The following is a 24,760-nucleotide window of genomic DNA, read 5'->3' as shown; positions in this document are numbered from 1 at the left end:
TCCGCGCCGCCGTTCAGCTCGTTGCGCCCAGGCCGCCGCCGATTACGCCCTGGCGTCGGCGCACGACTTCAAGTGCATGGCCAGGTAAAATGGCTGGGGGATCGTGCCCGACGCGGTGGCGTCTGGGCACGTGCGGGTGCCATTTGGGTGCCGAATGATCTTGAGCCCTTCATAGACCGAACGATGGCAGTCATGGCGTGCCACACTGAGTGACCATGGCGGAGTACAGCCCCACAGTGCGGCATCGGCGTCTGGCCAGCGAGTTGAGGGCGCTTCGCGAAAGCGCCGGCCTCAGCCCCGAGAACGCCGCCGCAGCACTTGGCTGGAGCCGTCCAAAGCTCGTGCGGTTCGAGACGGCCAAGGCCCAACCCAAGCCGGCGGATGTCGCGGCGATCCTCGATTTGTACGGCTGCGAGGAGAGCCTCAGGCTGGCGCTCATGCAACTGGCCCGCGACATCCGCAAGCGCGGCTGGTGGACGGCTTACGACGATGTCCTCACAGGCCCGTTCGCCGAACTGGAGGACGTCGCCTCCGAGATCAAGAGCTGGCAGATCGAACTCATCCCCGGACTGCTCCAAACGGAGCAGTACGCGTTCGCGATGATCCGCTCAGGTGACCTCTCAGAAGAGGAGCTCGACCGGCGGCTCCAGGCGCGCATGACCCGCAAAACCCTCCTCGCCCGCCAGAACGCACCGAAGCTCACGGTGATTCTCGGCGAGGTCGTCCTCCGCCGGGTCGTCGGCGACGCCGCCACCATGCAAGGCCAACTCCAATCACTGCTCGCCTCGGGCCAGCGCCCCAACGTCTCCATCCGTATCGTCCCGATGTCGGCCGGACTACATCCCGGGCTCGGCGAAGGATCCTTCGTCATCTTCGGCTTCCCCAGCCCGATGGAACTGGACGTGGTCTACCTCGAAAGCGCAGTCGGCGACGTCTACGTCGAAGAGATCGAACAGGTCCGGCGCTGTAATCTCACATTCAGCCGCATATCGGATGTGGCGCTGTCTGAGGAGGACTCGGCACACCTCATCGCCGACATCGCCAAGGAGTACACCCAGTCCCATGAGAACCCCGCCTGACAACCCCCAGCTGATCTGGCGCAAAGCCAGCCGATCAAGCGCCACCGGCAACGACTGCGTAGAGATCGCATCAACCCACCACGGCGTCGCGATCAGAGACTCCAAGAACCCCAACGGCCCCAAGCTGACTCTTAGCCGTTCCCAGTGGCGAGGAATCGCCGCCCACATTACCGCCGACGAACTGAAGCCCTGATCTTCTAGCACGCGACCAGACAACGCTTCACGTAGGCCCAGCCGTCCCGGCTCATAGGGTCCGAGTGTGTAGTGCACGCGCCGGAAGGGCGGCTGTGGCTAGCCTCTTGAGTCTCCGCGCACCCATCGCTTGATGGATGGTTCCCGCCCAATACACGGGCACAGGTCGCGCGGGTCTACTCGAACGGTGGGGGATCGCCCGTGCCGAACCATCCCGCGTGCGCGGGGAGCAGGGCCAGTCCGAGTCGCCCTGGGAGCTGGACCCGGGACCATCCCCGCGCAGGGATGGTCCCAGTTCGGACTCATGGACGTGCCGGGACTGCCACTGCTCCCCGCGCACGCGGGGATGGAGCCGGCTCAAGGCGTTCCTTGGCCGCCCGGATGAACTGCCCCCCGCGCATGCGGGGATGGCCCGCCTGGCGCTACGGCAGATGCGCCCGGTTTGTCTGCTGCCCGTGTGCGGGGGATGGTCCCAACGTGGTCCAAACGGGTTCGGAAGAGAATCCGCTGCCCAAGTGGGGCATGGTCCGGCGAGTGCGCAGCGTCAAGATCGGCTGTAGCCAGCCATGTGATGGGGCTGGTCAAAGAAGCTCGTGAGCTGGCCAGCATGCGCGCCGTGTGAAACTATAGAGCGTATCCATTGTCAAACAATGTCAAACAGATTTCACAGAGCAGTCCAGGCTTGCTCGGCCCTCGAAGATCACTTCCCTCCAGTGCTCCACCCTGCTGACAAGGTTCTAGATCAACGGCCGTGACCGAGCTCTCTCGCGAATGGCGACGTCCGTGGCGCTGGCCTTGTTGGACGTGACTTGGCACCGCCTTCCCGAAGGCAACCGAGTGGCCTTGCCTTCGCGGAGCAAGAAATGGCGTAACCAGCACTTACACAAGTTCTGGACCGGGCGCGGTCCAGAGGGAGGCAGTTCGTCTGAGGCTCTGACAGCTGGTCGGCGCCGGGCCTGCAGAGACGATTTAGGAGGTTCGTTGGACGAAGTCAGCGACGGCATTGCCGAGCAGAGGCAGGGGCGTCGTCGATGTCGGCGTCGTGGCGTGCTGCGGGACAGGAGCTTGCGAGTGCAGGTCTCGGAGTCGGAGTACATCGTCGTGCGTTCGGCGGCCCAGCGGTTGGGCTTAGCGGTGGGTGCCTACGCTGCGGAGGTCGTGGTGGCGGTGGCGTCCCAAAGCGATCCGCCGCAGTGGTCGCCACTCCGCGAGCTGATGAGCGAGGTCATGCGTGCGGCCGGGCAGGTGCGCCGCGTCGGCGTCAATCTCAATCAAGCGGTAGCCGCGTTGCATTCGGCCGGCTATCCCACGGCTGCTCTGCAGGAGTACGCGCGAGTGGCCGTTACGACCGTCACCAAGCTGGACGACGTCGCGGAGGAAATCAGGAGGAACGTTCGATGAGTGCGAACGTCCGGCGGACGTGGTCGCGCTGATCACGCGTTTGTTCGCCGAGGGCTGCTGCGCGAGTGGTGGTGTGCCTCGCATCATCACCGGCTACCCGGACTTGTTCTTGGAGCCTTTCCTGGAACCTGAGCCGCTGGTCGGTGGTGACTGGGACTGCCGCGAGCTGATCACGATGTTGAGTCCTCCGGCGAGATGGCGGCAGGAAGAGCCCGTGTGGCACAGCCGGGTACACATCTCGCCAGAGGAACTCCTCCTAGACGAGGAGGGATGGGCGCAGGTCGCGCTGGCGATCGCGATTCAGAACGGCGTCGCCATCAATGACGGGTTCTCGTCCTCGATCGCACCCTGCACGGCGATCCAGCACGCAGACAATCACATTCACATCGTCATCCGCCTGCACTCCTGCGCAGGCGACCGTCTGCTGCTGTCTCGCGATCATCTGCAGGTCGCGCATGCCTGCGCCGTACTCAAGAGCCGCTTTCGGCTGGCGGCCTCGGGCAACGAAGCCACATATCGGGACCGCGAGGCCAGCGCAGCCGTGTCGAAGGCGAGCAGAACGGTAGCCAAAGGCACGACCTCGCAGGGGGCGTCAGCGCCTCGTGATCGGGAAGGTGTTGCGGGGAAGCCGAGTGCAGGGCCTGATCCGATACCTGTACGGGCCGGGACGATTCAACGAACACCGCAACCCGCACGTCGTCGCGGGATTTGACACTCCAGCCGCCCTGGAACCCGGAATGCTGGCTGATGGACGGCGGGACTTCCGGCGGCTGGAGACGCTTCTGAGCCAACCGCTGGCCCTGTTGGCTGATCGCACCCACCCACGGCCGGTGTGGCACCTTCCCCTTCGCGCTCACCCAGATGACCCAATCCTGTCCGACGACCAATGGGCCGATATCGCGACCGAAATCATGCAGCGCACCGGCCTGGCACCGCGGGGAGATTCTGACGCGGTTCGCTGGATCGCCGTCCGCCACGCCGACGACCACATTCACATTGTCGCCACCCTCGCCCGCGTGGACGGCGGACGGCCGAACGTGTGGAACGACGGCTACCGAGTTAGAGATGCCTGCCGCACCGTCGAAGACCGCTACGGGCTCCGGTCCACCGCCCCAGCGGACCGGACCGCGGCCCGTCGACCCAAACGTGCCGAGGCCGAGAAGGCAGTCCGAGAAGGACGGACCGAACCGGCCCGGACCGCCTTGCGGCGTCAGGTCCAGACCGCGGCGGCCGGAGCGCGGACCGAGCAGGAATTCTTCGACCGGCTGGCCAGCGCAGGCATCTTGATCCACAAGCGCATGAGCCGGCACGATCCGCACACAGCCACCGGATACGCGGTCGCGCTTCCTAGCGACCGCGCTCCATCTGGACAACCGGTCTGGTACGGCGGAGGCAAGCTCGCCGCCGACCTCACCCTCCCCAAACTCCGCCGCCGCTGGTCCGTCCCCGGTCCGCGCAGAACCACCGGTCCGCGCATCGGATTGTGCTCCGGTCCGGCCGGTCCGCAGGCCGCGGACTACCAGCCGGTATCCGGACGGCATCTATCCGGCCGGTCCGCCCGAGCGGTCCTGCGGTCCACCGTCCGCCAAGCCGCAGACCAGGCGCGGACGAGTGACGAGTTCTTCGAGCAGCTTCACCGCGTAGGTGTGTTGATCCGCCAGCGCTTCAGCCAGACCCATCCAGGGCAGATCACCGGCTACGCCGTCTCGCTGCCCGAACATTTAGGGCAGGACGGCAAGCTCATCTGGTACAGCGGCGGACGTCTCGCCGCCGACCTCACCTGGTCCCGTCTCACCCAAAGATGGAACGGCGACGTCCGCCGACAGCGCAGCGACCTCGTGCAGCTCGATCTGATCCCGGATGAACGACAAGCGATCTACCAGGACGCCGCCCGCGCCGCCAGCTACGCCACCGGCCAGATTCGCCGCTACAGCGTCATCAACCCCTACGCGGCCCGTGATGCCTGCTGGGCCGCAGCCGATCTACTGCACTCCGCGGCCCAGGCGACCGGCAATGTGCACCTACGACGAGCAGCCGATGCCTACGACCGCGCCGCCCGCGCACCGTTCGGACGCATCCCCCACCCGACACCCGCCGGCCAAGGCCTCCGCACCGCCGCACGCATCCTCGCGCTCGCCGGTCGCATCACACCGTCCATGAACAACGCGGTCACCGTCTTGACACAGAGCCTGCTCACACTCATGGTCGCCGTCACCCAGCTCCACCGCGCCCGCGGCCGACCTCCTCAGGAAGCAGCCTCCCGCATGGCCTGCACACACCTCCGCCGCAGCAGTGCCTCACCGACCACGCCGGAAGAGACTCCCTGGCTGATCACCTCAATCAGTCCTTCGTCTCCCGCCACGATCGCCATGAGTGGCTTCCCCGCTCCGGAGACGGCGACCGTCGTTCGAAGCCGTGCTGACTCCAGCACGGCACAGCGAAGCGATCAATCCCGACCTTCCTCGGCAAGAAGGCACCGCAGGTAGCCGTCGCTCCTTGGTCACCGGCTCCTTCGGCGGCCTGGGAGACGATCACGGCAGCATGATCGATGGCGCTGGCTACCGGTATGAGGGCTTGGACGTTTCAAGATCCAAGGTGAGCTGGCCGACGGAAACTCACCCGGTCTTGTGTCGGGTGGTGCCGCTTGATCGCGGGCGGTCCGGGTGCCATTTGGGTGCCGAATGATCTTGAGCCCTGATCATCTTCGGATGATCAGGGCTCTGAGCTGGGGGTTCTTGGAGCGAGTGACGGGAATCGAACCCGCGCTACCAGCTTGGGAAGCTGGAGTTCTGCCATTGAACTACACTCGCGCGGGCCGTCGGTGGGGACGGCCGTGCGGTTATGGTACCGGAATCCGGGTGGTTGGCGAGACGGGGTGTGTGGCGGACGCGGGTGGGGGCTCGGCACGGTAGTTTTCTGGCGTGCTGCTCTCCGATCGCGATATCAGGTCCGAGCTCGAGTCCGGGCGGGTCAAGATCGACCCGTACGAGCCGGGCATGGTTCAGCCGTCCAGTGTCGACGTGCGGTTGGATCGGTATTTCCGGGTCTTCGAGAACCACAAGTATCCGCACATCGATCCGGCGGTCGAGCAGGGTGATCTGACCCGGTTGGTGGAGGTCGAGTCGGACGAGGCGTTCGTCCTGCATCCCGGGGAGTTCGTGCTCGCCTCGACTTATGAGGTCTTCGGGTTGCCGGAGGACCTGGCCGCAAGGCTGGAGGGGAAGTCCAGCCTGGGGCGGCTGGGGCTGCTCACGCACTCGACGGCGGGTTGGATCGACCCCGGGTTCAGCGGTCATGTGACGTTGGAGCTGTCGAACGTGGCGACGTTGCCGATCAAGTTGTGGCCGGGGATGAAGATCGGGCAGATGTGCTTGTTCAGGACGAGTTCGCCGGCTGAGTTCCCTTACGGGTCGGAGCGGTACGGGTCGCGGTACCAGGACCAGCGGGGGCCTACGCCGTCGCGGAGTTACCTCAACTTCCACCGCACCAAGGTGTGACCCAGAACACCCAAAGATGAAACATTTGGTGACTGCAGGTAGTTTCGGGTAGCACAAAGCGTTGGTTTATGCCTTCGTGCTCTGTTTCCGCGCTGTGCCGCGGAAGCCCGAAAGGAGACCGTGTCCATACTGCGCGCGGAAAGCGTCACAAAGGTGTTCGGCCGGAGGACGGCGGAGGTCGCTCGGAGGCTCGATTCGGGCGCCGACATTCGTGATCTGGGTTGCACGGCCGCTGTGGTCGACGTCTCGTTCGAGGTGCGCCGGGGCGAGATCTTCGTGGTCATGGGCCTGTCCGGGTCCGGGAAGTCCACGCTGATCCGGATGCTCAACGGCCTGGTGGAGCCCACGTCGGGCAAGATTCTGATCGATGGTACGGACCTGACGAAGCTCTCTCCCAAGGCGTTGCGGGAGGTGCGGCAGAAGAAGGTCAGCATGGTGTTCCAGCACTTTGCCTTGTTCCCGCACCGGACGGTGCTGGAGAACGCGGCGTACGCCTTGGAAGTGCAGAACGTTCCTCGGACCGAACGGCTTGAGAAGGCCACCGAGTTCCTGCGTCTGGTGGGGCTTGAGGGCTGGGGCGACCGGTTTCCGGACGAGTTGTCCGGCGGCATGCAGCAGCGGGTGGGGATCGCGCGGGCGTTGACCGCGGGCACCGAGGTCCTGCTCATGGACGAGGCGTTCAGCGCTCTCGACCCGCTCATCCGGCGGGAGATGCAGGAGCTTTTGCTGGAGCTGCAGAGCGAGCTCGGTAAGACCATCGTGTTCATCACGCACGACCTGAAGGAGGCGATGCGGCTGGGTGACCGGATCGCGATGCTGCGGGACGGGCGCGTGATCCAGATCGGGACCGCCGAGGAGATCCTCACGGACCCGGCGAACGACTACGTGGCGCAGTTCGTGGCGGACGTGGACCGCACACGGGTGCTGACGGCGAGCTCGGTGATGGAGAAGCCGCTGTCGGTCGTTGATCCTGGGAACGGTCCACGGGCCGCGGTACGGGCGATGCGCGAGGCGCAGACCGCCGGGGCGTTCGTGGTGGGACGCGACCGCAAGCTGATCGGTGCCGTGTACGCCAAGGAGGCGGCGCAAGCCGTCCGGGACGGCGTCGGCGCTCTGGACACGCTGATCGAACGTGAGCTGGACCCGGTCGGGCCCGACACGCCGCTGGCCGATCTCTTCAGCCGGTGCGCGGAGAGCGCGTTGCCGGTGCCGGTGGTGGACGGGGCCGGGCGGCTGCTCGGCGTCATCCCGCGGGTCACGCTGCTGGCCGCGCTCGGCAATCTGAACGGTTCGGCGGAGGAGGCGGTGATGGCCGATGCGTAAGATCCCCATCGGCGACTGGGTGAACGACGCCGTCGACTACCTGACCGACCACGGCCGGCCGGTGTTCGACGCGATCAGTGACGCGGTCAGCGGCCTGGTCGGCGGGCTGGAGTCGGTACTCGGGGGCCCGCCCGCGCTGGCCCTGGCCGGCATCGTCGCGGTGCTGGGGTGGTGGCTGCGCGGCCCGCTGTTCGCGGTGCTGAGTTTCGTCGGGCTCGCGCTCATCGACAACCTGGGCGAGTGGGACGCGGCGATGTCGACGCTGGCGTTGGTGCTGGTGGCGAGCATCGCGGCGCTGGTCATCGGGGTGCCGCTCGGCATCCTGGCGGCACGGCGGCCGGGTGTGGCGACGGTGGTCCAGCCGGTGCTGGACTTCATGCAGACGATGCCCGCGTTCGTCTATCTCATTCCGGCGATCTTCTTCTTCGGGGTCGGCGAGGTGCCCGGCGTCATCGCCACCGTGATCTTCGCGCTGCCGCCCGGGGTGCGCCTCACCCGGCTGGGCATCAGCCAGGTCGACAAGGAGATGGTGGAGGCCGCCGACGCGTTCGGCACCCCGCCCGGCCGCACCCTGACCCGGGTGCAGCTGCCGCTGGCGCTGAGCACCATCATGACCGGTGTCAACCAGGTGATCATGCTGTCGCTGTCCATGGTCGTCATCGCCGGCATGGTCGGCGCGGGCGGGCTGGGCGGCGAGGTGTTCGGCGCGATCACGCAGCTGGACGTCGGCCGCGGTTTCGAGGCGGGTCTCTCGGTGGTCATCCTGGCCATCACGCTGGACCGGCTGACCGGCGCGCTCGGCGTCCGGCTGAGCCCGGTGACGCGTGCCCGGTCCGCGGCGGCCACCGCCGCCCGCGGCTGGCAGGGGGCGTTGCACTACCGGCCGCGGCCCGCGTTCGCGCTGGGCGGCGTGCTCGTTCTCGCGCTGGTCTCCGGCGGCATCGGGCTGACCGGTGACGACAAGGGCGACGGCGGCAAGAAGCAGCTGACCATCGGCTACATCCCGTGGGACGAGGACATCGCCATCAGCTATCTCTGGAAGGGCGAGCTGGAGAAGCGCGGCTACGCCGTCAAGCTCCAGCAGGTCGACGCGGGGCCGCTCTACTCGGGTCTCGCCGCCGGTCAGATCGATCTCTTCCTTGACGCCTGGCTCCCGGCCACGCATGCCGACTATTACGCCAAGTACAAGAACAAGATCGAGGACCTGGGCACCTGGTACGACAACGCCAGCATGCAGCTCGCCGTACCCAAGGACGACCCGGCCAACAGCGTCGCCGACCTGGCCGCGAACCCCGGGCGCTACAAGCGCCGGATCATCGGCATCGAGCCCAGCGCGGGCGAGATGAAGCTCGTCAAGAACAAGGTGATACCCGGGTACGGCCTGAACGGCAGGTTCGAGCTGATCCAGGGCAGCACGCCCGCGATGCTGGCCGAGCTCACCCGGGCGACGAACGCCAAGCAGCCGATCGTGGTGACGCTGTGGAAGCCGCACTGGGCGTACGCCACGTTCCCGATCAAGCCGCTGGCCGACCCGAAGGGCACCTTCGGCTCCGCCGAGAAGCTGCACATGCTCGGCCGTCAGGGCTTCGCGAAGGACTTCCCGGAGCTGACCGGCTGGCTTAAGAAGTTCAAGATGGCCGACCAGGAGCTGTTCCCCCTGGAAGACCTGATCATGAACAAGTACAAGGGCCGCGAGGCCGCGGCCGTCGAGGAGTGGACCAAGGCCAATCCCGGCTTCATGAAGAAGATCACCGGCTGATCCACCCTCCGCGTACATGACGGAAGGCCGCCCGGGACGACGCGTCCGGCGTACATGACGGAAGGCCGCCCGGGACGACGCGTTCGGCGTACGTGAACGACGGAAGGCCGCTCGGACGACGTGTCCGGGCGGCCTTCGGCCGTTCTCACCCGGCGATGCCGACGATCAGCATGACCGCCAGCACGCCGAAACCGGTCGCGCACAGGGTCAGCGCGCTCGGATGGCGGCTGTGCGCCTCCGGCAGGATCTCCGCCGCCGCCAGATACAGCAGGACACCCGCGAAGAAGCCGAGGTACGGCCCGAGCGCCGCCTTCGGCACCTGGACGAACAGCGTGACCACGGCCCCCGCCACCGGCGCCAGCGAGTCCGCGATGAGCAACGTGATCGCCGGCCCGCGGTCCGTACGGTGCAGGGACGCGGCGGTGAACGTGTTGAAGCCGTCCGCGAAGTCGTGCGCGATCACGGCCATCGCCACGAAGATCCCCACCGAGGTACCGGACTGGAACCCCAGCCCGATGCTCAGCCCGTCGACGAAGCTGTGCCCGACCAGCGCGCTCGCCGCCACCAGCCCGACCTTGCCCTGTTCGCCGCCCGTCCCGTGACCATGCCCGCCGCCCGTCCCGTGACCATGCCCGCCGCCCGTCCCGTGACCATGCCGGCCGCCCGTCCCGTGACCATGCCCGCCGCCGCACTTTCGGCCGCCGCCTCCGCGCACTTGGTCACCGCCGAACGCCTGGTCACCCTGGGGACCGTGGCGGTGGTGGTGCAGGGCGTAGGCGTTCTCGTGCGCCTGGTGGATCGCGGTCGCCTGCTCGATGACGTGCAGCAGCAGGAACCCGCAGGCGAAGCCCGCCATCGGCGCCGGAACGCCCAGGACCGCCAGGTCCGACAACTCCAGCGACTCGGGTACCAGGTCGAACGCGGAGATGCCGAGGATCAGCCCGCCGACGAGCCCGAGCACCAGGTGCCGGTGGTGGCGTACGCGCATCGCCGCGACGCCGCCGACCAGCGTCATCAGGCACGACACCACCGCCAGGACCACGACCATGATCCGGTCCTATCAGCCGCCAGGCCACCCGGGAGCCAGGCACGGGCCAAGAAAGCCCGACGATGCAACGGAACGGTAACGATCTTCTCGGCCCAGCCCGCACCGCGATAGCGTCCGCATCCGCGAACGATCTTGATTTCGGCGCCCCCGAAGGGAACTCACGCCCATGCGTCGACCGACCGCCGCCCTCACCACCACCACGCTCGCCCTCGCCGCCATGGCCGTCACCGCCTGCTCCGCGGCGGCCCCGAGCCGCGAAGGCCTGCCCGCCGGCGCCGAGACCACCGCGCTGACGGGCAAGCTGCACGCCACCGCCAAAGAGGCCTTCGTCCGTCCGAACGGCAAGCCCGTACGGCTGAACGGCCCGAACCTCCAGCCGATCTGGGACGCCAACTCCTCCGGCACCTGGAACCAGGCCACCTACAACGCCATCAAGGCCAAGGGCTTCACGGGCGTGCGGATGGTCCTCTTCTGGGACGACTTCGAGCCGCGCAAGGGCGCCTGGAACGAGAAAGCCTTCACGACGCTCTCCACGGCTCTCGCCCGCGCCAAGTCCGCCGGGCTCTACGTCGTGCTCGACTGCGTTCACCTGTACGGCAAGCCGGAGGGCCAGTCCCGGGTGCCCGCCTGGGCTCGCAAGGCCGACGGCATGGGCGCGGTAGCGGCCAACGGCCTGCGCTTTCTGCAGCAACTCGCGTCCCGTTACGGCAAGAACCCCGCGCTGGCGGCGTACGACCCGGTGAACGAGCCGTACCGCTGGCCGGTGAACCACAAGAGCGTCCTCGCCGACTACACCAAGATCGTCAACGCCATCCGTGCCAAAGACGCCAAGACCACGATCGTCCTGGAGCCCACCTACGGCGACGCGAAGGTGCCGGTGTCGGCGTTCGCCTCGTTCAAGCCCGCCAAGCGCACCAATCTGGTCTGGTCGATCCACGACTACTACGTGGGGAACGCGGGCGCGGGCTACGACCGCAACGGCATCGGCACCTCGCCGAACGCCTCGGACGGCAAGACCGGCTACCGGCCCGCCGACAAGGCGAACCTCGCCAAGCACCTGAACGTCCAGCTCGCCATGGCCAGGTCGGTCAAGCTTCCGGTCTGGATCGGCGAGTTCGGGATCGGCGCGCGTGCGGCGGGCCACGACCAGTTCATCAAGGACAAGGTCGCGCTCTACAAGTCCAAGGGCATCGGCTACTCGTGGTGGGAGTACCACGACGGCAGCGGGGCCTTCAGCATGATCAACGCCAACGGCACCTGGAAGCCCTGGGCCACCTGGGTCCGCTAGCCGACAAACGACAACCGTGTCATCGGGGCGTGACGGTGACCTTGATCCTGCTGCCCGGAATCCCGGTGGCGTACACGCTCAGGATGTTCTTCGTCCCGTCCCAGGCCTTGGTCGCCAGGCCCTCGATGGCCACGTCGAATCCGTTCGGGTAGACCTCGTCCGGAAGTGAGATCTCCGTCGTGCCGACAGCGGTCAGGGGCAGGGTGTAGGCGGTGCTGAAGACGCGGCTCGAGTCATTGAAGCTGTGCGCGGTCAGCTTTCCCCCGATCCACCGGGCGTACGGGGCGAACGCGGGTTCGTGGCCCGGCGCGGGAGCGCCGCTCGGGTCCAGGGCGCAGTAGCCGCCGGTCCCCTTGCACCAGTACCAGACCGCCTCACCCACGGCGAACCGGTTCATGGCCTCCATCTGCCGGGCGACCAGCCGCCTGTTCCCCTCCGTACGCGCCGTGGGCGGCCCCCATTCGCCGACGACCAGCGGCAGCCGGTTGGCCTTGGCGTAGGCGGTGATGGCCGCCTCGTAGCGCTGGACGAAGCCGCCATCGGGGTCCCAGTCCTGGCCGGACTCGACCGAGGTGTCGTAGAAGTGCGGCGCGTAGGCGATCCGCGCGTCGTCGAACGCGGGCAGCTTGGTGGGCACCCCCTCGCCGACCAGAACGGTCGGCTCGACGAAGATCCACGACCTGCGATCCACCTCCCGGATGCCGGTGATGAGGCGCCGGTACATGTCGGCGAGCTGACCCTGCTCGAACCGGGCGGAGGCGGTCGGCAGGTCCTCGCCCTCCTTGATCTTGGCCATCGGCTCGTTGAACAGGTCGTACCCGAGCAACGACGGATGCGGGGAGGCCGTCCGGGCCAGCTTCTGCCACATCGCCACCTGTGCCTGCCGCAGGTCGGCGTCCTCGTAGAGGTGATCGAACGCCGCCTGGACGCCCGGCTGGAAGTAGTCGTTGAACCAGTTGCCGTCCGGATCCTTCTCGAACGGCAGCCCGTCGTCGCGGGTGGCCCACGCGGGCATGCCGTTGTGGCCGCCGAAGTACGGCCCGAACACGTCCTGGTGCATGTCGATCATGACGAACACGCCATGGCGGTCGCCGTAGCCCAGCACCCGGTCGATGTAGTCGAGATAGGCCTGGTCGTACACGCCCTTCTGCGGCTCGATGTACTGCCACTGCACGACCAGCCGGAGGAGGTTGAGCCCCTTGGCGGCCATCTCCTTCACGTCGGCCTCGGAGACGCGGTCACCGGGGTACTTCCCCCGGTTGGCGCCGCGCAACTGCAGCGACCGGCCGGCGGAGTCGGTGATGAACGTACGGTCGCCGACCGTCACCTTGCCGTATCCGAGGGGCAGCGCTGCCGCCGCGGCGACGGGCGCGACGGTCTCCGCCGCCCCGGACCCGGTCCCGGCATACACCCCCACGGCCGTTCCGGCGACGGCGATCGCGGTGAGCGTGGTGGTGGCGGTGACCGCCAGACGACGGCTGATTCGGCGGTGAAGGCGCACGGGAGCGATCTTTCCCGAACGCCCTACGCCGTCTCTAGACAAATTGTGAGCAAACGGAACGCCCCGGCGGTCCGTGCGGACCTCCGGGGCGTCACCCTTCGAACGGACAGGAGCAGCGAGCCCTACTCGGCTCCGACCGGCTCCTTCTCGGTCGGGGCGGTGCCCTCGCCCTTGATGGAGCGGATGAGCAGCTGGGAGACGTCGACGACTTCCAGCGACTCCTTGGCGGCGCCCTCGTTCTTCTTCTCGTTGATGGCGTCGCCCAGCATCACCAGGCAGAACGGGCAGGCCGTGGAGACGGTGTCGGGGTTGGTCTCCAGCGCCTCGTCGACGCGCTCGGTGTTGATGCGCTTGCCGATGCGCTCTTCCATCCACATCCGGGCACCACCGGCGCCGCAGCAGAAGCCGCGGTCCTTGTGCCGGTGCATCTCCTGCGTCTTGACGCCCGGGACCTTGGCCATGATGTCGCGCGGCTGCTTGTAGACCTTGTTGTGGCGGCCCAGGAAGCAGGGGTCGTGGTAGGTGATGTTCTCCTCGATCGGGGTGACCGGGGTGAGCTTGCCCTCGTCGACCAGGTGCGCGAGCAGCTGGGTGTGGTGGACGACCTCGTACTGGCCGCCGATCTGCGGGTACTCGTTGGCCAGCGTGTTGAAGCAGTGCGGGCAGGTCGCGACGATCTTCTTGACGCCCGCCTCGTTCAGCGTCTCGACGTTCTGCTGGCCGAGCATCTGGAAGACGAACTCCATGCCGAGGCGGCGCGCCGGGTCACCGGTGCAGGCCTCCATCGGGCCGAGCACGCCGAACTTGACGCCCGCGATGTGCAGCAGCTCCGCGACCGCCTTGGTGGTCTTCTTGGCCCGGTCCTCCAGGGCCCCGGCGCAGCCGACCCAGAAGAGGTACTCGACGTCCTCGGGCATCTTCTCGTCGATGACCTCGACCTCGAAGTCGAGCTCCTCGATCCATTCGAGGCGCTTCATCTCGGACATGCCCCACGGGTTGCCCTTGTTCTCGAGGTTCTTCAGCATGACGCCGGCCTCGCTCGGGAATGAGGACTCGATCATCACCTGGAAGCGGCGCATGTCCAGGATGTGGTCGATGTGCTCGATGTCGACCGGGCACTGCTCGACGCAGGCACCGCAGTTGGTGCAGGACCAGAGGACGTCGGGGTGGATGACGCCGTCCTCGGCGACGAGCTCCTTGTCCACCTGCATGGCGAGCTTCTGCTCGTCGGTGAACTTCTCGCGCTCCTCCGACGAGGCGATCATGTACGGCGCCTTGGCGAACGCGTGGTCGCGCAGCTCCAGGATCACCATCTTCGGCGACAGCGGCTTGCCGGTGTTCCAGGCGGGGCACTGCGACTGGCAACGCCCGCACTCGGTGCAGGTGGCCATGTCGAGGAGGCCCTTCCAGGTGAAGTCCTCGATCTTGCCGCGGCCGAAGGTGTCCTCGTCGGGGTCGGCCTCCTCGAAGTCCAGCGGCTTGCCGTTGCTCATCATCGGCTGGACGGCGCCCAGGCCGTCGGGGCGGCGCTTGAACATGACGTTCAGCGGCGCGATGAAGATGTGCAGGTGCTTGCTGTTGACGACGATCACCAGGAAGACGAGCGCGACGCCGATGTGCAGCAGCAGGCCGATGGACCCGAGCACCTCCAGCGTGTCGTGGCTCAGCCCGTCGAACAGCTTGCCGGTGGCGTACGAGCCGTACGCCGCCTTCCCGTAGGCCAGCTCGTCGGCCGCCGACGACACGCCCCGGAAGAAGAACATCGTCCAGATGACGTTGAAGATCATGAAGAGGATGAGCCACGCGCCGCCCAGGTGTGACCCGGAGAATCGGGATTTGCGGCCCAGCTTCTTCGGCGCGTTCTTGAACCGGATGATCGCGAACGTGATCAGGCCGAGCAGGCACAGGATCGCGATCGTGTCCTGGACGAACCCGATCGGCCCCCACGTCTGGAGGAACGGAATGTGCGTGCCGAGCCCGAACAGCAGCTCGACGGCCGCCTCGCCGTAAACGGTCGCCAGGAGGATGAACGCCCACATGACGGCGGCGTGCGCCAGGCCCGCGACGGTCCACTTGAGCAGCTTCTTCTGCCCCATGACCTCGACGACCTGACCCTCGACGTCGGCCTTGGGGTCACGCTTGACCTGCAGGACGCGCTCGGGGTCGGGCTGGCCGCTCTTGAACAGCTTCCACAGGAACAGCACTCGCCGGCCGGCGAGCGCCAACGCGACCGCCGTTCCGGCGAGCCCAATGATCAATGTGAGCCAGAACACTGTTCCGTCCTCCTGAGGTACGGGCGTTGGCTGTCAGCGTAGGGCTCGCGACAGACTGCACTTCATCCGGGGCCCGAATACTACTCGGCAGTAGCTTATGCGTCATAGTCGTCCCCGCCACGAACGCGGGTCCAGATCTTTGACCGCTGTATATATACGCGTACCGATGCCCACCGCAATGCCCTTGCAACCTCGCGTCACGCCCCGACGCCGAACGGGGCGCCCTCCTTGCCCTACGGCAAGAAGAACGCCCCTGCAACAGGCCCCGGCGAAAGTTCCCAGCGACAAGGCCCTGCTGAGAGCTTCCGGCGGGAGGTCCCAGCGCCGGTCGGTCAGAAACGCTTCGGCGGCATGCCCGGGGGAACGGCCGGCGCCTGCGGCTTCGCGTTCGTCCAGCCCGAGTCGAGGAAGATGCTGGCCTTCTGCTTGATCTGCGCGTTCTTGCCGCCGGAGGACTTGATACCCCTGGCCAGTACCCGAGCCGTCTCGGGATCGATGATCAGCTTGAAGTCATCGGCCGCCCAGCGGTAGACGAATCCCACTCCGGACCGGCCCAGGTCGTCCTTCACCCGGCCCTGCGCACGAACGGCGGGCATGTCGGCGAGTGCCCGGAAGGCCGCCGCCCGGACCTTCGCCGTCGCCGGCACGTCGGTCAGCAGGTCCACGAGGCTCTCAATGGCATGGGCGGACCTGGCCTCGGGCCCATCCGCTTCAATTTCACCATCGGGGCCGTCCCACAGCGCGTTCTTCTCGGCCATGGCGCGCAACCGCCGTGGATCGGCCGGCAGCTTCCTCACCTCGGCCAGCGTGAGCTGGCCGGCCGCGAGCCTCACGCGGAAGCGCTCCTTCCCCTCCAGCTTGATCAGGCTCCCCCTGCCGGGCGCGGTCGTGAGGATGTCGTGCCGGCGGTCCGCGGTGTCCATGGGGCCGAGATCCCACTTCCGCGGTGAGCCGTCGGCCTTCCACGCCGCCACGTCGCCCGGTGACCACGGCCCGGCCCCCACCTCCCGCATGCCCATCCAACCGGCCCCGTCGCGGGCGGTCCAGGTCTCAAGGAGCCTCCACCGGTGCACGGTGTACGGCCGCGACTTCGGTCCGACCTGCGTCGGGAATCCGACGGCCGTCGCGACCCGCCAGTATCTGCCGTCGGACGCCTGCTCGGCCTTCTGCGCCGCGGCGAGCAGCACCGTCCGGGAGTTCTGCGGATCGACCGCCGTCCCCTGGGCTCCGTCCTTGCCCTCCGGGCTGCCCGGGCCGGTCGCCGTCGTGGCGACCACCAGGGCGGCGGCCGCCGCGGCGCCGACGAGGCCGAGCCCCCACATCGGCCGTACGCGGCGCCGGGCGGGGAGCACCCCCGCCGAACGGCCCGCCGAACGAGGCGGCGCCGTCATGGCCCGCGTCAGTTCGGCGTTCCTCGTGGCCTCGTCGACCCTCGCCTCCGGGTCGAGCTCCTGCGGCCGGGCCTCCGCCAGCATGCGCAGTACGTCTCTCGTCATGACAACTCCTCACTGGTGATCCCGACACGGGCACGAACGGCGGGGGCGGCACCGGCCGCCGGTTCGTCGACCGCACGCAGCAGCCGCTTGCGCGCCCGGTGCAGCCGTACGCGCAGCGCCGCGGGGGAGCAGCCCACGACGCGGGCCGCGTCGCGGGGCGACAACCCCTCCCAGGCGACCAGGATCAAGATCTCCCGGTCGTCCTCCGAGAGCGTGGCCATGGCCCGCAGCACCGCGAGCCGCTCGGCCACCCCCTCGGCGACGTCCCGTTCGGCCGAGCGGCTCCACCTCCGCAGTTCGGTGTCGAACGCCTCGCGCCGGGCCTGCGCCCGGTAGTTGTCGCGCAGCACGTTGCGAGCGACGCCGAGCAACCAGGGCAAGGCCGGCTCGGGCACGTCGTCCCGCCGCCGCCACGCCACCGCGAAGGTCTCGCTCACCACCTCGTCGGCGACCTGGTGCCCGGCACGGCTGACCGCATAGGCCCACACGCGCTGACGGCAGGCGTCATAGATCGCCGTGAAGCGCCGTGCGCTCTCGGACTCTCCGGCCTCGTCGGCCATCGCCCGCACCTCCGTCCATCCGTCCCGTGTTCTCCATCACCAGGAAGTGGGGCGAGGAGGCCCATCGTTACCGATGGGATGTGACCGGGCGAAGGCGTCGATCACTCGCGGGCAGCATTGCAGAAGTGATTTCTGTAAGACAGACTCCAGATTCCGGCCTCTTCATCCTATTTCGCCCGATGGAGGTCCGCCGTGCTGGATGTGGCCGCCGTCGTCGCCGAGGTCCGGCGCGGCATGATCCCCGCGCACGTCTACAACGACCCGGAGATCTTCGCGCTCGAACGCGACCGGCTGTTCTCGCGCGCCTGGGTCTTCGTCGCCCACGAGTCCGAGATCCCCCAGCCCGGCGACTACGTGGTCCGCCGCGTGCTCGCGGACTCGTTCATCGTCGCGCGGGACGAGGGCGGCACGGTGCGTGCGATGTTCAACATGTGCCTGCACCGGGGGATGCAGGTGTGCCGGGCCGAGATGGGCAACGCCTCGCACTTCCGGTGCCCGTACCACGCGTGGACCTACCGCAACGACGGGCGCCTGGTCGGCCTGCCGTTCCACATGGACGCGTACGGCGGCGAGGACGGTTTCGCCAAGGAGGGCCAGAGCCTGCTGCCCGCCCCGGCACTGGACACCTACCGGGGACTGATCTTCGTCAGCCTGGACCCGGACGCACCGCCGCTGCGCCACTACCTCGGCGACTTCGCCTTCTACCTGGACCTCTACGCGCGGCAGAGCCCGGCGGGCCTGGTGCTGCGCGGCCCGCAGCGCTGGCGCATCAAGGCCAACTGGAAGATCGGCGCGGAGAACTTCGCCGGCGACAGCTATCACACGCCCCACACCCACGCGAGCGTCGTCGACATCGGGCTCTTCCGCGAACCGCGGGCGAACAAGCGCAAGGAAGGGGCGCTCTACACCGCGGGGCCGGGCGCGGGCACCACCTACAAGCTCCCTCCGGGCGACCTCACCGCCAGGCTGCGGCACGTCGGCTATCCGGACGAGATGATCGCGCGCATGCGGGCGTCGTGGACGCGCGCCCAGCGCGGCCTGGTGGAGGACGACGGCTTCATGGTCTCCGCGGCGACGCTCTTCCCCAACCTCAGCCTCGTGCACAACTGGCCGAAGATCGACGACCGGGGCACCGTCGTCCCCTTCATCTCGCTGCGCCAGTGGCAGCCCGTCTCGGCGAACGAGACCGAGGTGCTGTCGTGGTTCGCCGTGGACGCCGCCGCGCCCGAGCCGTTCACGCGCGACTCCTACAAGGCGTACGTGATGTGTTTCGGCAGCTCGGGCATGTTCGAGCAGGACGACGTGGAGAACTGGGTGTCGATCACCGATGTCGCGGCGGGCACCATGGCCCGGCGCCTCAATCTCAACAGCCGGATGGGGCTGACGTCCGCCGGTGAGCCGCTCAGGCCGCCGCTCGCGGGCTTCTCCGGTCCGGGCACCGCCTACCAGGGCTTCGGCGAGTTCAACCAGCGGCACTGGCTGTCCATGTGGGGCGACCACGTGCTGAGACCGCCTCCCGCGCACGCCTCCGCCGACATGGGGGCCGCACAGTGAACGCGCCGCTCCGCTACACCGACCCCGACCACCACGACGCGCACCAGTTCCTCGTCGAGGAGGCGGCGACGCTCGACCGCCAGGACTTCACGGCCTGGCTCGGCCTGCTGACCGACGACATCCGGTACGTGATGCCCGTCAGGGTCACCACGGCCCGCGGCGCGGGCTTCGACTCGCTCGCCGGCATGGGTCATTTCGACGAGGACCTGTACTCGCTGCGCAAGCGCGTCGAACGCTTCGGCACCGAGCACGCGTGGACGGAGGACCCGCCGTCGCGCACCCGCCGCCTGGTCACCAACGTCCGGACGTTCGGCACGGCCGGCGGCGAGCTGCGCGTCGAGTCGTACCTCCTGCTCTTCCGCAGCCGTGGCGACACCCGCGAACCCGACCTGGTGTCGGCCGGCCGCGCCGACACGCTCCGCCCCGCGCCGGACGGGCTCCGGCTCGCCCGTCGCCAGATCACCGTCGACGAGTCCGTGCTCCGCACCCAGAACCTGGCGTTGTTCCTATGACCGGAGTTCCCTCCGCCGACGTTCCCTCGGCCGAACCACTCGTGATCGCCAACGAGTTCGCCGAGGTGCTCATCGAGAAGGTCCAGACGCGCAACGGCGTACGGCTCCGGATCAGGGCACCGCACGCGGGCCGGGAGATCCTGCTCTGCCCGCTGGAGCTGGAGGCCCTGACCCGGCAGGACCACGACCTGTTCTCCCGGCTCCTGGCGGACTGATGGGCTGGCTCGACGGCAAACGCGCGCTGGTGGTCGGCGCGGGCTCGGGCATCGGCCGCGCGGTCCTCGACGCGTTCGCCGCCGAGGGCGCCCGCATCGCCTCGCTGGAAATCGACCCGGCCAAATGCGAACGGCTCGCCCGCGAGCTACCCGGCTGCCTGGTCAACCACGGGGACGCCACCAGCCTGCCGCAGGCCGAGACGGCGATGGCCGCCGTACGCGAGGCGCTGGGCGGGCTGGACGTGCTCGTCAACTGCGTCGGGATCTTCGACTTCTACCGGGGCCTGGGCGACCTGGACGCCGGATCGCTGGACGACGCGTTCGACGAGACGTTCCGCGTCAACGTCAAGAGCCAGCTGGTGTCGGTGAAGGCCGCGCTGCCGGACCTGCGCCGGTCGCACGGCTCGGTGGTGCTGACCGTGTCGACGTCGGGCTTCTACCCGGGACGCGGCGGCGTTCTGTATGTGGCGTCGAAGTTCGCCGTGCGCGGTTGCGTCGTCGCGCTCGCCCATGAGCTGGCGCCCGACGTACGGGTGAACGGCGTGGCCCCGGGCGGGACGCTCGGCACCGAGCTCACCGGCCCCCGGAGTCTCGGCCTGGACGGGCGGAGCCTCGGCGGCGCACCCGGACGGGAGGACGACCTCAAGGGGCGCACGCCGCTCGCCGTCGCGCTGACCGGCGCCGACCACGCGGGCGGTTACGTCTTCCTCGCCTCCGACCGGGCCCGCGGCGTCACCGGGACGATCGTGCACTCCGACGGCGGCATGGGAATCCGCTGACCGCGCCGCAACCCTGTTGTGACCACAGCGTGAGACCCTCCGATCACTCCTTTCGAGCACGGAGTGGACCTTGGGCGATCGGGTTTCTCTCGCCGCGGCGGTACGCGCCCGGCCGGCAGCCGCCGCACTCGTCATCGTGCTGGTCGCGACCGGAGGATCGAGCCGGCCGGCCGACGCGGGATCGTGCTGTGCCCGTCCGGCCGGGCACTCGTCCGCCGACGCCGCCGTCCTGGAACCACCGGCCCCGGCCCCGGCGCCGCCCCCGTCGGCCGGACGTCGCGCACCAGCGCGTCCGGTCCTTACCGGGGCCGCGCGCAAGAAGCTGACCCGCAGCCTGGAGCGGTATCTGGGCGGCCGGTCCGGCACCGTCTCGGTGGCGGTCACCGACCTGACCACTGGCCTCGGCTACGCCTTTCACGGTTCGCGCCAGGTGGCGACCGCGAGCACGGTGAAGGTGGCCATCCTCATGGCGCTCCTGCTCCGGGCACAGCGCGCGAAGCGGGCGCTCAGCCCGCTGGAACGGAGTCTGGCCGCCGCAATGATCAAAACGAGTGACAACGGCGCGGCCACCACGCTGTGGCACATGGTCGGCGGATCGGCCGGGATGGCGTCCGCCTATCGCAGGTTCGGGTTGCGCCGCACGACGCCCGGCAACGGCGACTACTGGGGTTCGACGACGACCACCGCCATCGAGCAGATCCGGTTGCTGCGCGCGCTCACCTTGCGCACGAGCCCGCTGAACGCCAGGAACCGCCGCCACGTTCTGGAGCTGATGGCGAGCGTCGCCCCCGAGCAGGCCTGGGGCGTCAGCGCCGCGGCGGTGAGGGGTGACACGGTCGCGCTCAAGAACGGCTGGCAGCCCCGCAAGTCGGACGGCGGCCTGTATGCGATCAACACGATGGGCCGGGTCCGGGGCGCCGCCCATGACTTTCTCATCGCGGTGATGACGAGCCGCAATGTCAGCTCGGCGGCGGGCATCGACACGGTCGAACGGGTCGCCCAGCTCGTCACGAACGCCCTCCGGAAGGCCGGGCACGTCTGACCGGCTCCTCTCCAAGCCGCTCAAGCCGCCCAAGCCGTTCAAGCCGTTCAGGCCCTCTGGCCCTCCGTCCGGCTCGTTCAGGCGGCGGTACCGAAGCCCACGAGGCGCGCCAGCCGTTCGGCTTCGTCACCGAGGCGCGCCGCCAGCTCCCCGGCACGTTCGCCGGGCAGCCGGGAGACGGGCGCCGAGATCGCCAGCGCCGCGACCGGCCTGCCGCGCGGCCCGAGCACCGCGACCGCCACGGACGCGACGCCGTCCTCGCTCTCCTCGCGGTTGACCGCGTGGCCGCGCTCGCGCACCCGGGCGAGCTCGGCCATCAGGCCGGCCGTGTCGGTGATGGAGTGGCCGGTCTCGGCGGGCAGCGGCCGTCCGGCGGGAAGGAGCGCGGCGACCTCGGCCTCGGGGAGGGCGGCCAGCATCGCCTTGCCCGACGCCGTGCAGTGGGCCGCGAGCGTCGTGCCTATGCGGGCGGCCACCCGCAACGACCTGGCACTTTCCACCGCGTCCAGGTAGCGCACCATCGCCCCTTCGAGCGCGACGAGATGGACCGTCTCCCCGGCCCAGGTCGCCAGATCCTCCAGCAGCGGCCGGGCGTGCAGCCGGATGTCCATGTTGCGGACGGCCGAGAGCCCGATCTCGACGAGCATCGGGCCGGCCACGTACACCCGTGAGTCCGGCTCCTGCCGTACGAAGCCGTGGTAGGCGAGCATCGCCAGCAGCCGGTGCGCGGTCGAGTGCGCGACGCCGAGGAACTCGCGCGCTTCCGACAACCGCACCTTCTCGTTCTCGCGGAACAGCGTCAGCAGGCGCAGGGCGTTGTCGACCGACGCGATCGGATACGCGGGCCGTGGCCCACCGTCTTTCCGCACACCAGAACAATAGAGCGCAGGTCCCTCGCCCACACCGCCCGCGAAGCCTTGACCACCGCGATGTCGAGCGCGGGCTAGTCCTTGGGGAGGTAGGCGCACAGAGCACGCAGGCCCGCGATGACCTCCTCGGCGGTCGGGGCGGACTCGGGGTCGGTGAGGTGCTGCATCATCACGCCGCTGACCAGCGCGAGCTGCACCGCTCCCAGTGAACGGACGGTCGCCTCCGGCAGGTCCTCCTCAGCCTCGCCTGTGACGACTCGCGCCATCCCGCTGCGGCCCTGCCCCTGCCCTCCGGCTATCTGCGCGCGCAAGTCCGGATCGCGTTGCGCCCGCAGCACGGTTTCGAGGTTGGCGATCCAGAAGGTCCGGTTGGACGAGAACGACGCGACCAGGCGCCGCCAGAGCGCCGCGTAGGCCTCCGCGTCCCCGGTCTCCTCGTGCTCCCCGAGGAACGCGTCGCCGCCGTCGAGTGCCTGGAAGAGCGCCTCGTTCAGCAACGCCTCCTTCGACCCGAAGTGGTAGCCGATGGCGGCCATGCTCACGCCCGCCGCCGACGCGAGGTCGCGCACGGTCGTGCGCTCGTAGCCCTTCTCGAAGAGGCACTGCTTCGCGGCCTCCAGCAGCTTCTCCCGATTGCCCATGGCAGGACCCTACCAAAGGACTTGCGCAAACGCCTTAGGCGATCGCCTTGCGCAAACGTCTTGCGCAATTGCCCAAATCCGGGCTACGGTCCTCCCACTGACAGCACACGCCGGTTGGAGCACGAGATGAGCAAGAAGACGCGTTACACCGCCGCGGCCACGGTCGCGGTCGCCGCGACCCTTGGCGGCACGATCGCGGCCGGTTCTGTGGCCGGTGCCGCCACTGCGGCACAGCCCGACGCCACGAAGGTCACGACCGTTGAGGGTCCGGTGCGAGGTGCGGTCTCCGGAGACGTCCGCACGTTCCAGGGCATCCCGTACGCGGCGCCACCCATCGGCGACCTGCGGTGGAAGTCACCGCGACCCGTCACGCCGTGGTCGGCTCCCCTGGACGCGCGGAAGCCGGGAAGCGCCTGCCCGCAACCCGCCGACCAGCCGATCGCCGTGCCCGGTACCAACGGCGAGGACTGCCTGTACCTGAACGTGACGACCCCGGCCAAGACCGGCAAGCGCCTGCCCGTCATCGTGTGGATCCACGGGGGCAGCTTCGTGTACGGCGACGGGGCGACCTACAAGGCGGCCAAGCTGGCGTCCAGGGGCAAGGCGGTCGTCGTGACCGTCAACTACCGGCTCGGCGTCTTCGGCTTTCTCTCCCACCCGGGTCTGCGCGCCCCGGCCAACCTGGGCCTCCAGGACCAGCAGGCGGCCCTCGGCTGGGTGCGGCGCAACGCGGCGGCGTTCGGCGGCGACGCCCGCAACGTGACGATCATGGGCCAGTCGGGCGGCGGCTACAGCGTCTGCGCACAGCTCGCGTCGCCCGGCGCCCGCGGCCTCTTCGACAAGGCGATCGTGCAGAGCGCCGGATGCGTGGGAGAAGACGGGTCGATGTCGTTGAAGCAGGCCCACGCCAACGGCATCGCCACCGCCAAGGCCCTCGGCTGGGACGGCGCGGCCGACGCCGACGCGTACCTGCGGAGCGCGAAGACGGCCGACCTGGTCAAGGCCACGGCCGCGGGCCACGGGGGTTACCGTCCGGTCGTCGACGGCAAGGTGCTGCCTCTCGCTCCCGCGCGTGCCCTCGCCACCGGCCGGTTCAACCGCGTGCCGGTGCTGCACGGCTCCACGCACGACGAGATGAGCGGGCCGGTCGGGGCCGAGGAGACGAGGACCGGCAAGCCGCTCACCGCCGCCGGCTACGCGACCGAGGTCACGAAGGTGTTCGGCGACGACGCGGCGGCGGTGCTGGCCGAATACCCCGCCGGGAGCCACGGCTCGCCCGGCGCCACCCTGTCGGCGGTGCTCACCGACTCCGCGTGGTCGGCCCCCGCGTTCGACACCCAGCGCGTGCTCGCCCGTCACGTGCCGGTCTACGCCTACGACTTCGCCGACGCGGACGCCCCGTACTTCAAGGGCGTCCCCAGGCCGAAGAGCTTCTCCCTCGGCACCGGCCACATGGTCGACCTCGCGTATCTCTTCGAGAACGACCTGTTCGAGCCCCTCAACGAGCGTCAGGCCCGGCTGTCGGACACGGTGATCTCCTACTGGAGCCGCTTCGCGCGCACCGGGCGGCCGAACGGGCACGGGACCCCGGCGTGGCGGCGGTTCACGCCGCGCGACGCCTACGTCCAGAAGCTCTCCTCCGGCAAGGACGGCATCGGCCGCACCGACTTCGCCGCCGACCACCACTACACGTTCTGGACGTCGCTCCGGAAGTGACCCGGTACGACCTGG

At 68.8% G+C, this 24,760-nt stretch carries 22 protein-coding genes and 1 tRNA gene; 15 read left to right on the top strand and 8 right to left on the bottom strand.

Annotated elements, in window-relative coordinates; genetic code table 11:
* Positions 1-215: 215 nt before the first annotated feature.
* The 5 genes from ABD333_RS32850 (at position 216) to ABD333_RS32830 (ending at position 5,158) form a co-directional block, all read left to right on the top strand.
* A complete protein-coding gene (locus ABD333_RS32850; protein WP_344546430.1) occupies positions 216-1,079 on the top strand; it encodes a helix-turn-helix domain-containing protein in 864 nt (287 codons plus the stop codon).
* Positions 994-1,272, top strand: coding sequence for a DUF397 domain-containing protein (locus tag ABD333_RS32845; RefSeq protein WP_344546429.1), 279 nt, complete (start codon positions 994-996; stop codon positions 1,270-1,272). Before ABD333_RS32850 ends, ABD333_RS32845 begins: the two co-directional genes overlap by 86 nt.
* Before the next feature lie 980 nt (positions 1,273-2,252).
* Positions 2,253-2,672, top strand: coding sequence for a hypothetical protein (locus ABD333_RS32840; protein WP_344546428.1), 420 nt, complete (start codon positions 2,253-2,255; stop codon positions 2,670-2,672).
* Between the two features lie 19 nt (positions 2,673-2,691).
* Complete coding sequence (locus ABD333_RS32835) at positions 2,692-3,384, top strand: hypothetical protein (RefSeq protein WP_344546427.1); 693 nt, start codon at positions 2,692-2,694, stop codon at positions 3,382-3,384.
* A gap of 25 nt (positions 3,385-3,409) precedes the next feature.
* Complete coding sequence (locus tag ABD333_RS32830) at positions 3,410-5,158, top strand: relaxase/mobilization nuclease domain-containing protein (RefSeq protein WP_344546426.1); 1,749 nt, start codon at positions 3,410-3,412, stop codon at positions 5,156-5,158.
* 250 nt (positions 5,159-5,408) lie between these two features.
* Here the strand turns inward: ABD333_RS32830 and ABD333_RS32825 are convergent.
* Positions 5,409-5,482 (bottom strand) — tRNA-Gly (locus tag ABD333_RS32825).
* Between the two features lie 111 nt (positions 5,483-5,593).
* On the opposite strand from ABD333_RS32825, the gene dcd reads away from it, so the two are divergent.
* The 3 genes from dcd to ABD333_RS32810 all read left to right on the top strand — a co-directional run bounded on the left by dcd (position 5,594) and on the right by ABD333_RS32810 (position 9,251).
* Positions 5,594-6,169: a dCTP deaminase gene (gene dcd, locus ABD333_RS32820; protein WP_344546425.1), complete on the top strand. Its 576-nt coding sequence runs from the start codon at positions 5,594-5,596 to the stop codon at positions 6,167-6,169.
* Positions 6,170-6,289: 120 nt separating this feature from the next.
* A complete protein-coding gene (locus tag ABD333_RS32815; protein WP_344546424.1) occupies positions 6,290-7,492 on the top strand; it encodes a quaternary amine ABC transporter ATP-binding protein in 1,203 nt (400 codons plus the stop codon).
* Entirely contained in the window at positions 7,485-9,251 is a 1,767-nt protein-coding gene (locus ABD333_RS32810; RefSeq protein WP_344546423.1) for an ABC transporter permease/substrate binding protein, read from the top strand. The genes ABD333_RS32815 and ABD333_RS32810 overlap by 8 nt, the downstream gene beginning before the upstream one ends.
* A gap of 145 nt (positions 9,252-9,396) precedes the next feature.
* On the opposite strand, the gene ABD333_RS32805 is transcribed toward ABD333_RS32810, so the two are convergent.
* Positions 9,397-10,299: a ZIP family metal transporter gene (locus tag ABD333_RS32805; protein WP_344546422.1), complete on the bottom strand. Its 903-nt coding sequence runs from the start codon at positions 10,297-10,299 to the stop codon at positions 9,397-9,399.
* Positions 10,300-10,465: 166 nt separating this feature from the next.
* Here ABD333_RS32805 and ABD333_RS32800 point away from each other — a divergent pair, with 166 nt between their 5' ends.
* On the top strand, positions 10,466-11,587 hold the full coding sequence (locus tag ABD333_RS32800; RefSeq protein ID WP_344546421.1) for a glycoside hydrolase family 5 protein: 1,122 nt from the start codon (positions 10,466-10,468) through the stop codon (positions 11,585-11,587).
* Between the two features lie 19 nt (positions 11,588-11,606).
* Here ABD333_RS32800 and ABD333_RS32795 read toward each other — a convergent pair whose 3' ends face one another.
* The 4 genes from ABD333_RS32795 to ABD333_RS32780 form a co-directional block, all read right to left on the bottom strand.
* Positions 11,607-13,088 carry a cellulase family glycosylhydrolase gene (locus ABD333_RS32795; RefSeq protein WP_344546420.1) on the bottom strand — a complete coding sequence of 494 codons (1,482 nt, stop codon included), beginning with the start codon at positions 13,086-13,088 and terminating at the stop codon, positions 11,607-11,609.
* A 122-nt stretch (positions 13,089-13,210) separates the two neighbouring features.
* Complete coding sequence (locus tag ABD333_RS32790; protein ID WP_344546419.1) at positions 13,211-15,361, bottom strand: (Fe-S)-binding protein; 2,151 nt, start codon at positions 15,359-15,361, stop codon at positions 13,211-13,213.
* A gap of 332 nt (positions 15,362-15,693) precedes the next feature.
* On the bottom strand, positions 15,694-16,857 hold the full coding sequence (locus ABD333_RS32785; RefSeq protein ID WP_344546418.1) for a CU044_5270 family protein: 1,164 nt from the start codon (positions 16,855-16,857) through the stop codon (positions 15,694-15,696).
* Entirely contained in the window at positions 16,854-17,417 is a 564-nt protein-coding gene (locus ABD333_RS32780; RefSeq protein ID WP_344546417.1) for an RNA polymerase sigma factor, read from the bottom strand. Before ABD333_RS32780 ends, ABD333_RS32785 begins: the two co-directional genes overlap by 4 nt.
* Before the next feature lie 192 nt (positions 17,418-17,609).
* On the opposite strand from ABD333_RS32780, the gene ABD333_RS32775 reads away from it, so the two are divergent.
* The 5 genes from ABD333_RS32775 (at position 17,610) to ABD333_RS32755 (ending at position 21,519) form a co-directional block, all read left to right on the top strand.
* Entirely contained in the window at positions 17,610-18,971 is a 1,362-nt protein-coding gene (locus tag ABD333_RS32775) for a Rieske 2Fe-2S domain-containing protein (RefSeq protein ID WP_344546416.1), read from the top strand.
* Positions 18,968-19,483 carry a 3-phenylpropionate/cinnamic acid dioxygenase subunit beta gene (locus tag ABD333_RS32770; RefSeq protein ID WP_344546415.1) on the top strand — a complete coding sequence of 172 codons (516 nt, stop codon included), beginning with the start codon at positions 18,968-18,970 and terminating at the stop codon, positions 19,481-19,483. The genes ABD333_RS32775 and ABD333_RS32770 overlap by 4 nt, the downstream gene beginning before the upstream one ends.
* Positions 19,480-19,698 carry a hypothetical protein gene (locus tag ABD333_RS32765; protein WP_344546414.1) on the top strand — a complete coding sequence of 73 codons (219 nt, stop codon included), beginning with the start codon at positions 19,480-19,482 and terminating at the stop codon, positions 19,696-19,698. Before ABD333_RS32770 ends, ABD333_RS32765 begins: the two co-directional genes overlap by 4 nt.
* Complete coding sequence (gene hcaB, locus ABD333_RS32760; protein WP_344546413.1) at positions 19,698-20,477, top strand: 3-(cis-5,6-dihydroxycyclohexa-1,3-dien-1-yl)propanoate dehydrogenase; 780 nt, start codon at positions 19,698-19,700, stop codon at positions 20,475-20,477. The genes ABD333_RS32765 and hcaB overlap by 1 nt, the downstream gene beginning before the upstream one ends.
* 70 nt (positions 20,478-20,547) lie before the next feature.
* Positions 20,548-21,519 carry a serine hydrolase gene (locus ABD333_RS32755; protein WP_344546412.1) on the top strand — a complete coding sequence of 324 codons (972 nt, stop codon included), beginning with the start codon at positions 20,548-20,550 and terminating at the stop codon, positions 21,517-21,519.
* A gap of 77 nt (positions 21,520-21,596) precedes the next feature.
* Here the strand turns inward: ABD333_RS32755 and ABD333_RS32750 are convergent, their stop codons facing one another.
* Positions 21,597-22,388, bottom strand: coding sequence for an IclR family transcriptional regulator (locus ABD333_RS32750; protein WP_344546411.1), 792 nt, complete (start codon positions 22,386-22,388; stop codon positions 21,597-21,599).
* A gap of 74 nt (positions 22,389-22,462) precedes the next feature.
* Entirely contained in the window at positions 22,463-23,029 is a 567-nt protein-coding gene (locus ABD333_RS32745) for a TetR/AcrR family transcriptional regulator (RefSeq protein ID WP_344546410.1), read from the bottom strand.
* 126 nt (positions 23,030-23,155) lie between these two features.
* On the opposite strand from ABD333_RS32745, the gene ABD333_RS32740 reads away from it, so the two are divergent.
* Positions 23,156-24,745, top strand: coding sequence for a carboxylesterase/lipase family protein (locus ABD333_RS32740; RefSeq protein ID WP_344546409.1), 1,590 nt, complete (start codon positions 23,156-23,158; stop codon positions 24,743-24,745).
* Positions 24,746-24,760: the final 15 nt, after the last annotated feature.

Origin of the sequence: Actinomadura fulvescens, assembly GCF_039533225.1 — a bacterium.
Lineage (GTDB): Bacteria > Actinomycetota > Actinomycetes > Streptosporangiales > Streptosporangiaceae > Spirillospora > Spirillospora fulvescens.
The sequence above is the reverse complement of the archived record's forward strand: the minus strand, read 5'-3'. Positions and strand labels throughout refer to the sequence as shown.

Bases quoted from the DNA above. Each gene is read 5' to 3' on its own strand.
- ABD333_RS32765 (WP_344546414.1), top strand. From the start codon at position 19,480: ATGACCGGAGTTCCCTCCGCCGACGTTCCCTCGGCCGAACCACTCGTG.
- ABD333_RS32810 (WP_344546423.1), top strand. From the start codon at position 7,485: ATGCGTAAGATCCCCATCGGCGACTGGGTGAACGACGCCGTCGACTAC.
- ABD333_RS32850 (WP_344546430.1), top strand. From the start codon at position 216: ATGGCGGAGTACAGCCCCACAGTGCGGCATCGGCGTCTGGCCAGCGAG.
- ABD333_RS32740 (WP_344546409.1), top strand. From the start codon at position 23,156: ATGAGCAAGAAGACGCGTTACACCGCCGCGGCCACGGTCGCGGTCGCC.
- ABD333_RS32780 (WP_344546417.1), bottom strand. From the start codon at position 17,417: ATGGCCGACGAGGCCGGAGAGTCCGAGAGCGCACGGCGCTTCACGGCG.
- ABD333_RS32845 (WP_344546429.1), top strand. From the start codon at position 994: ATGTGGCGCTGTCTGAGGAGGACTCGGCACACCTCATCGCCGACATCG.
- ABD333_RS32800 (WP_344546421.1), top strand. From the start codon at position 10,466: ATGCGTCGACCGACCGCCGCCCTCACCACCACCACGCTCGCCCTCGCC.
- ABD333_RS32805 (WP_344546422.1), bottom strand. From the start codon at position 10,299: ATGGTCGTGGTCCTGGCGGTGGTGTCGTGCCTGATGACGCTGGTCGGC.
- ABD333_RS32830 (WP_344546426.1), top strand. From the start codon at position 3,410: ATGCTGGCTGATGGACGGCGGGACTTCCGGCGGCTGGAGACGCTTCTG.
- ABD333_RS32745 (WP_344546410.1), bottom strand. From the start codon at position 23,029: ATGGGCAATCGGGAGAAGCTGCTGGAGGCCGCGAAGCAGTGCCTCTTC.
- hcaB (WP_344546413.1), top strand. From the start codon at position 19,698: ATGGGCTGGCTCGACGGCAAACGCGCGCTGGTGGTCGGCGCGGGCTCG.
- ABD333_RS32785 (WP_344546418.1), bottom strand. From the start codon at position 16,857: ATGACGAGAGACGTACTGCGCATGCTGGCGGAGGCCCGGCCGCAGGAG.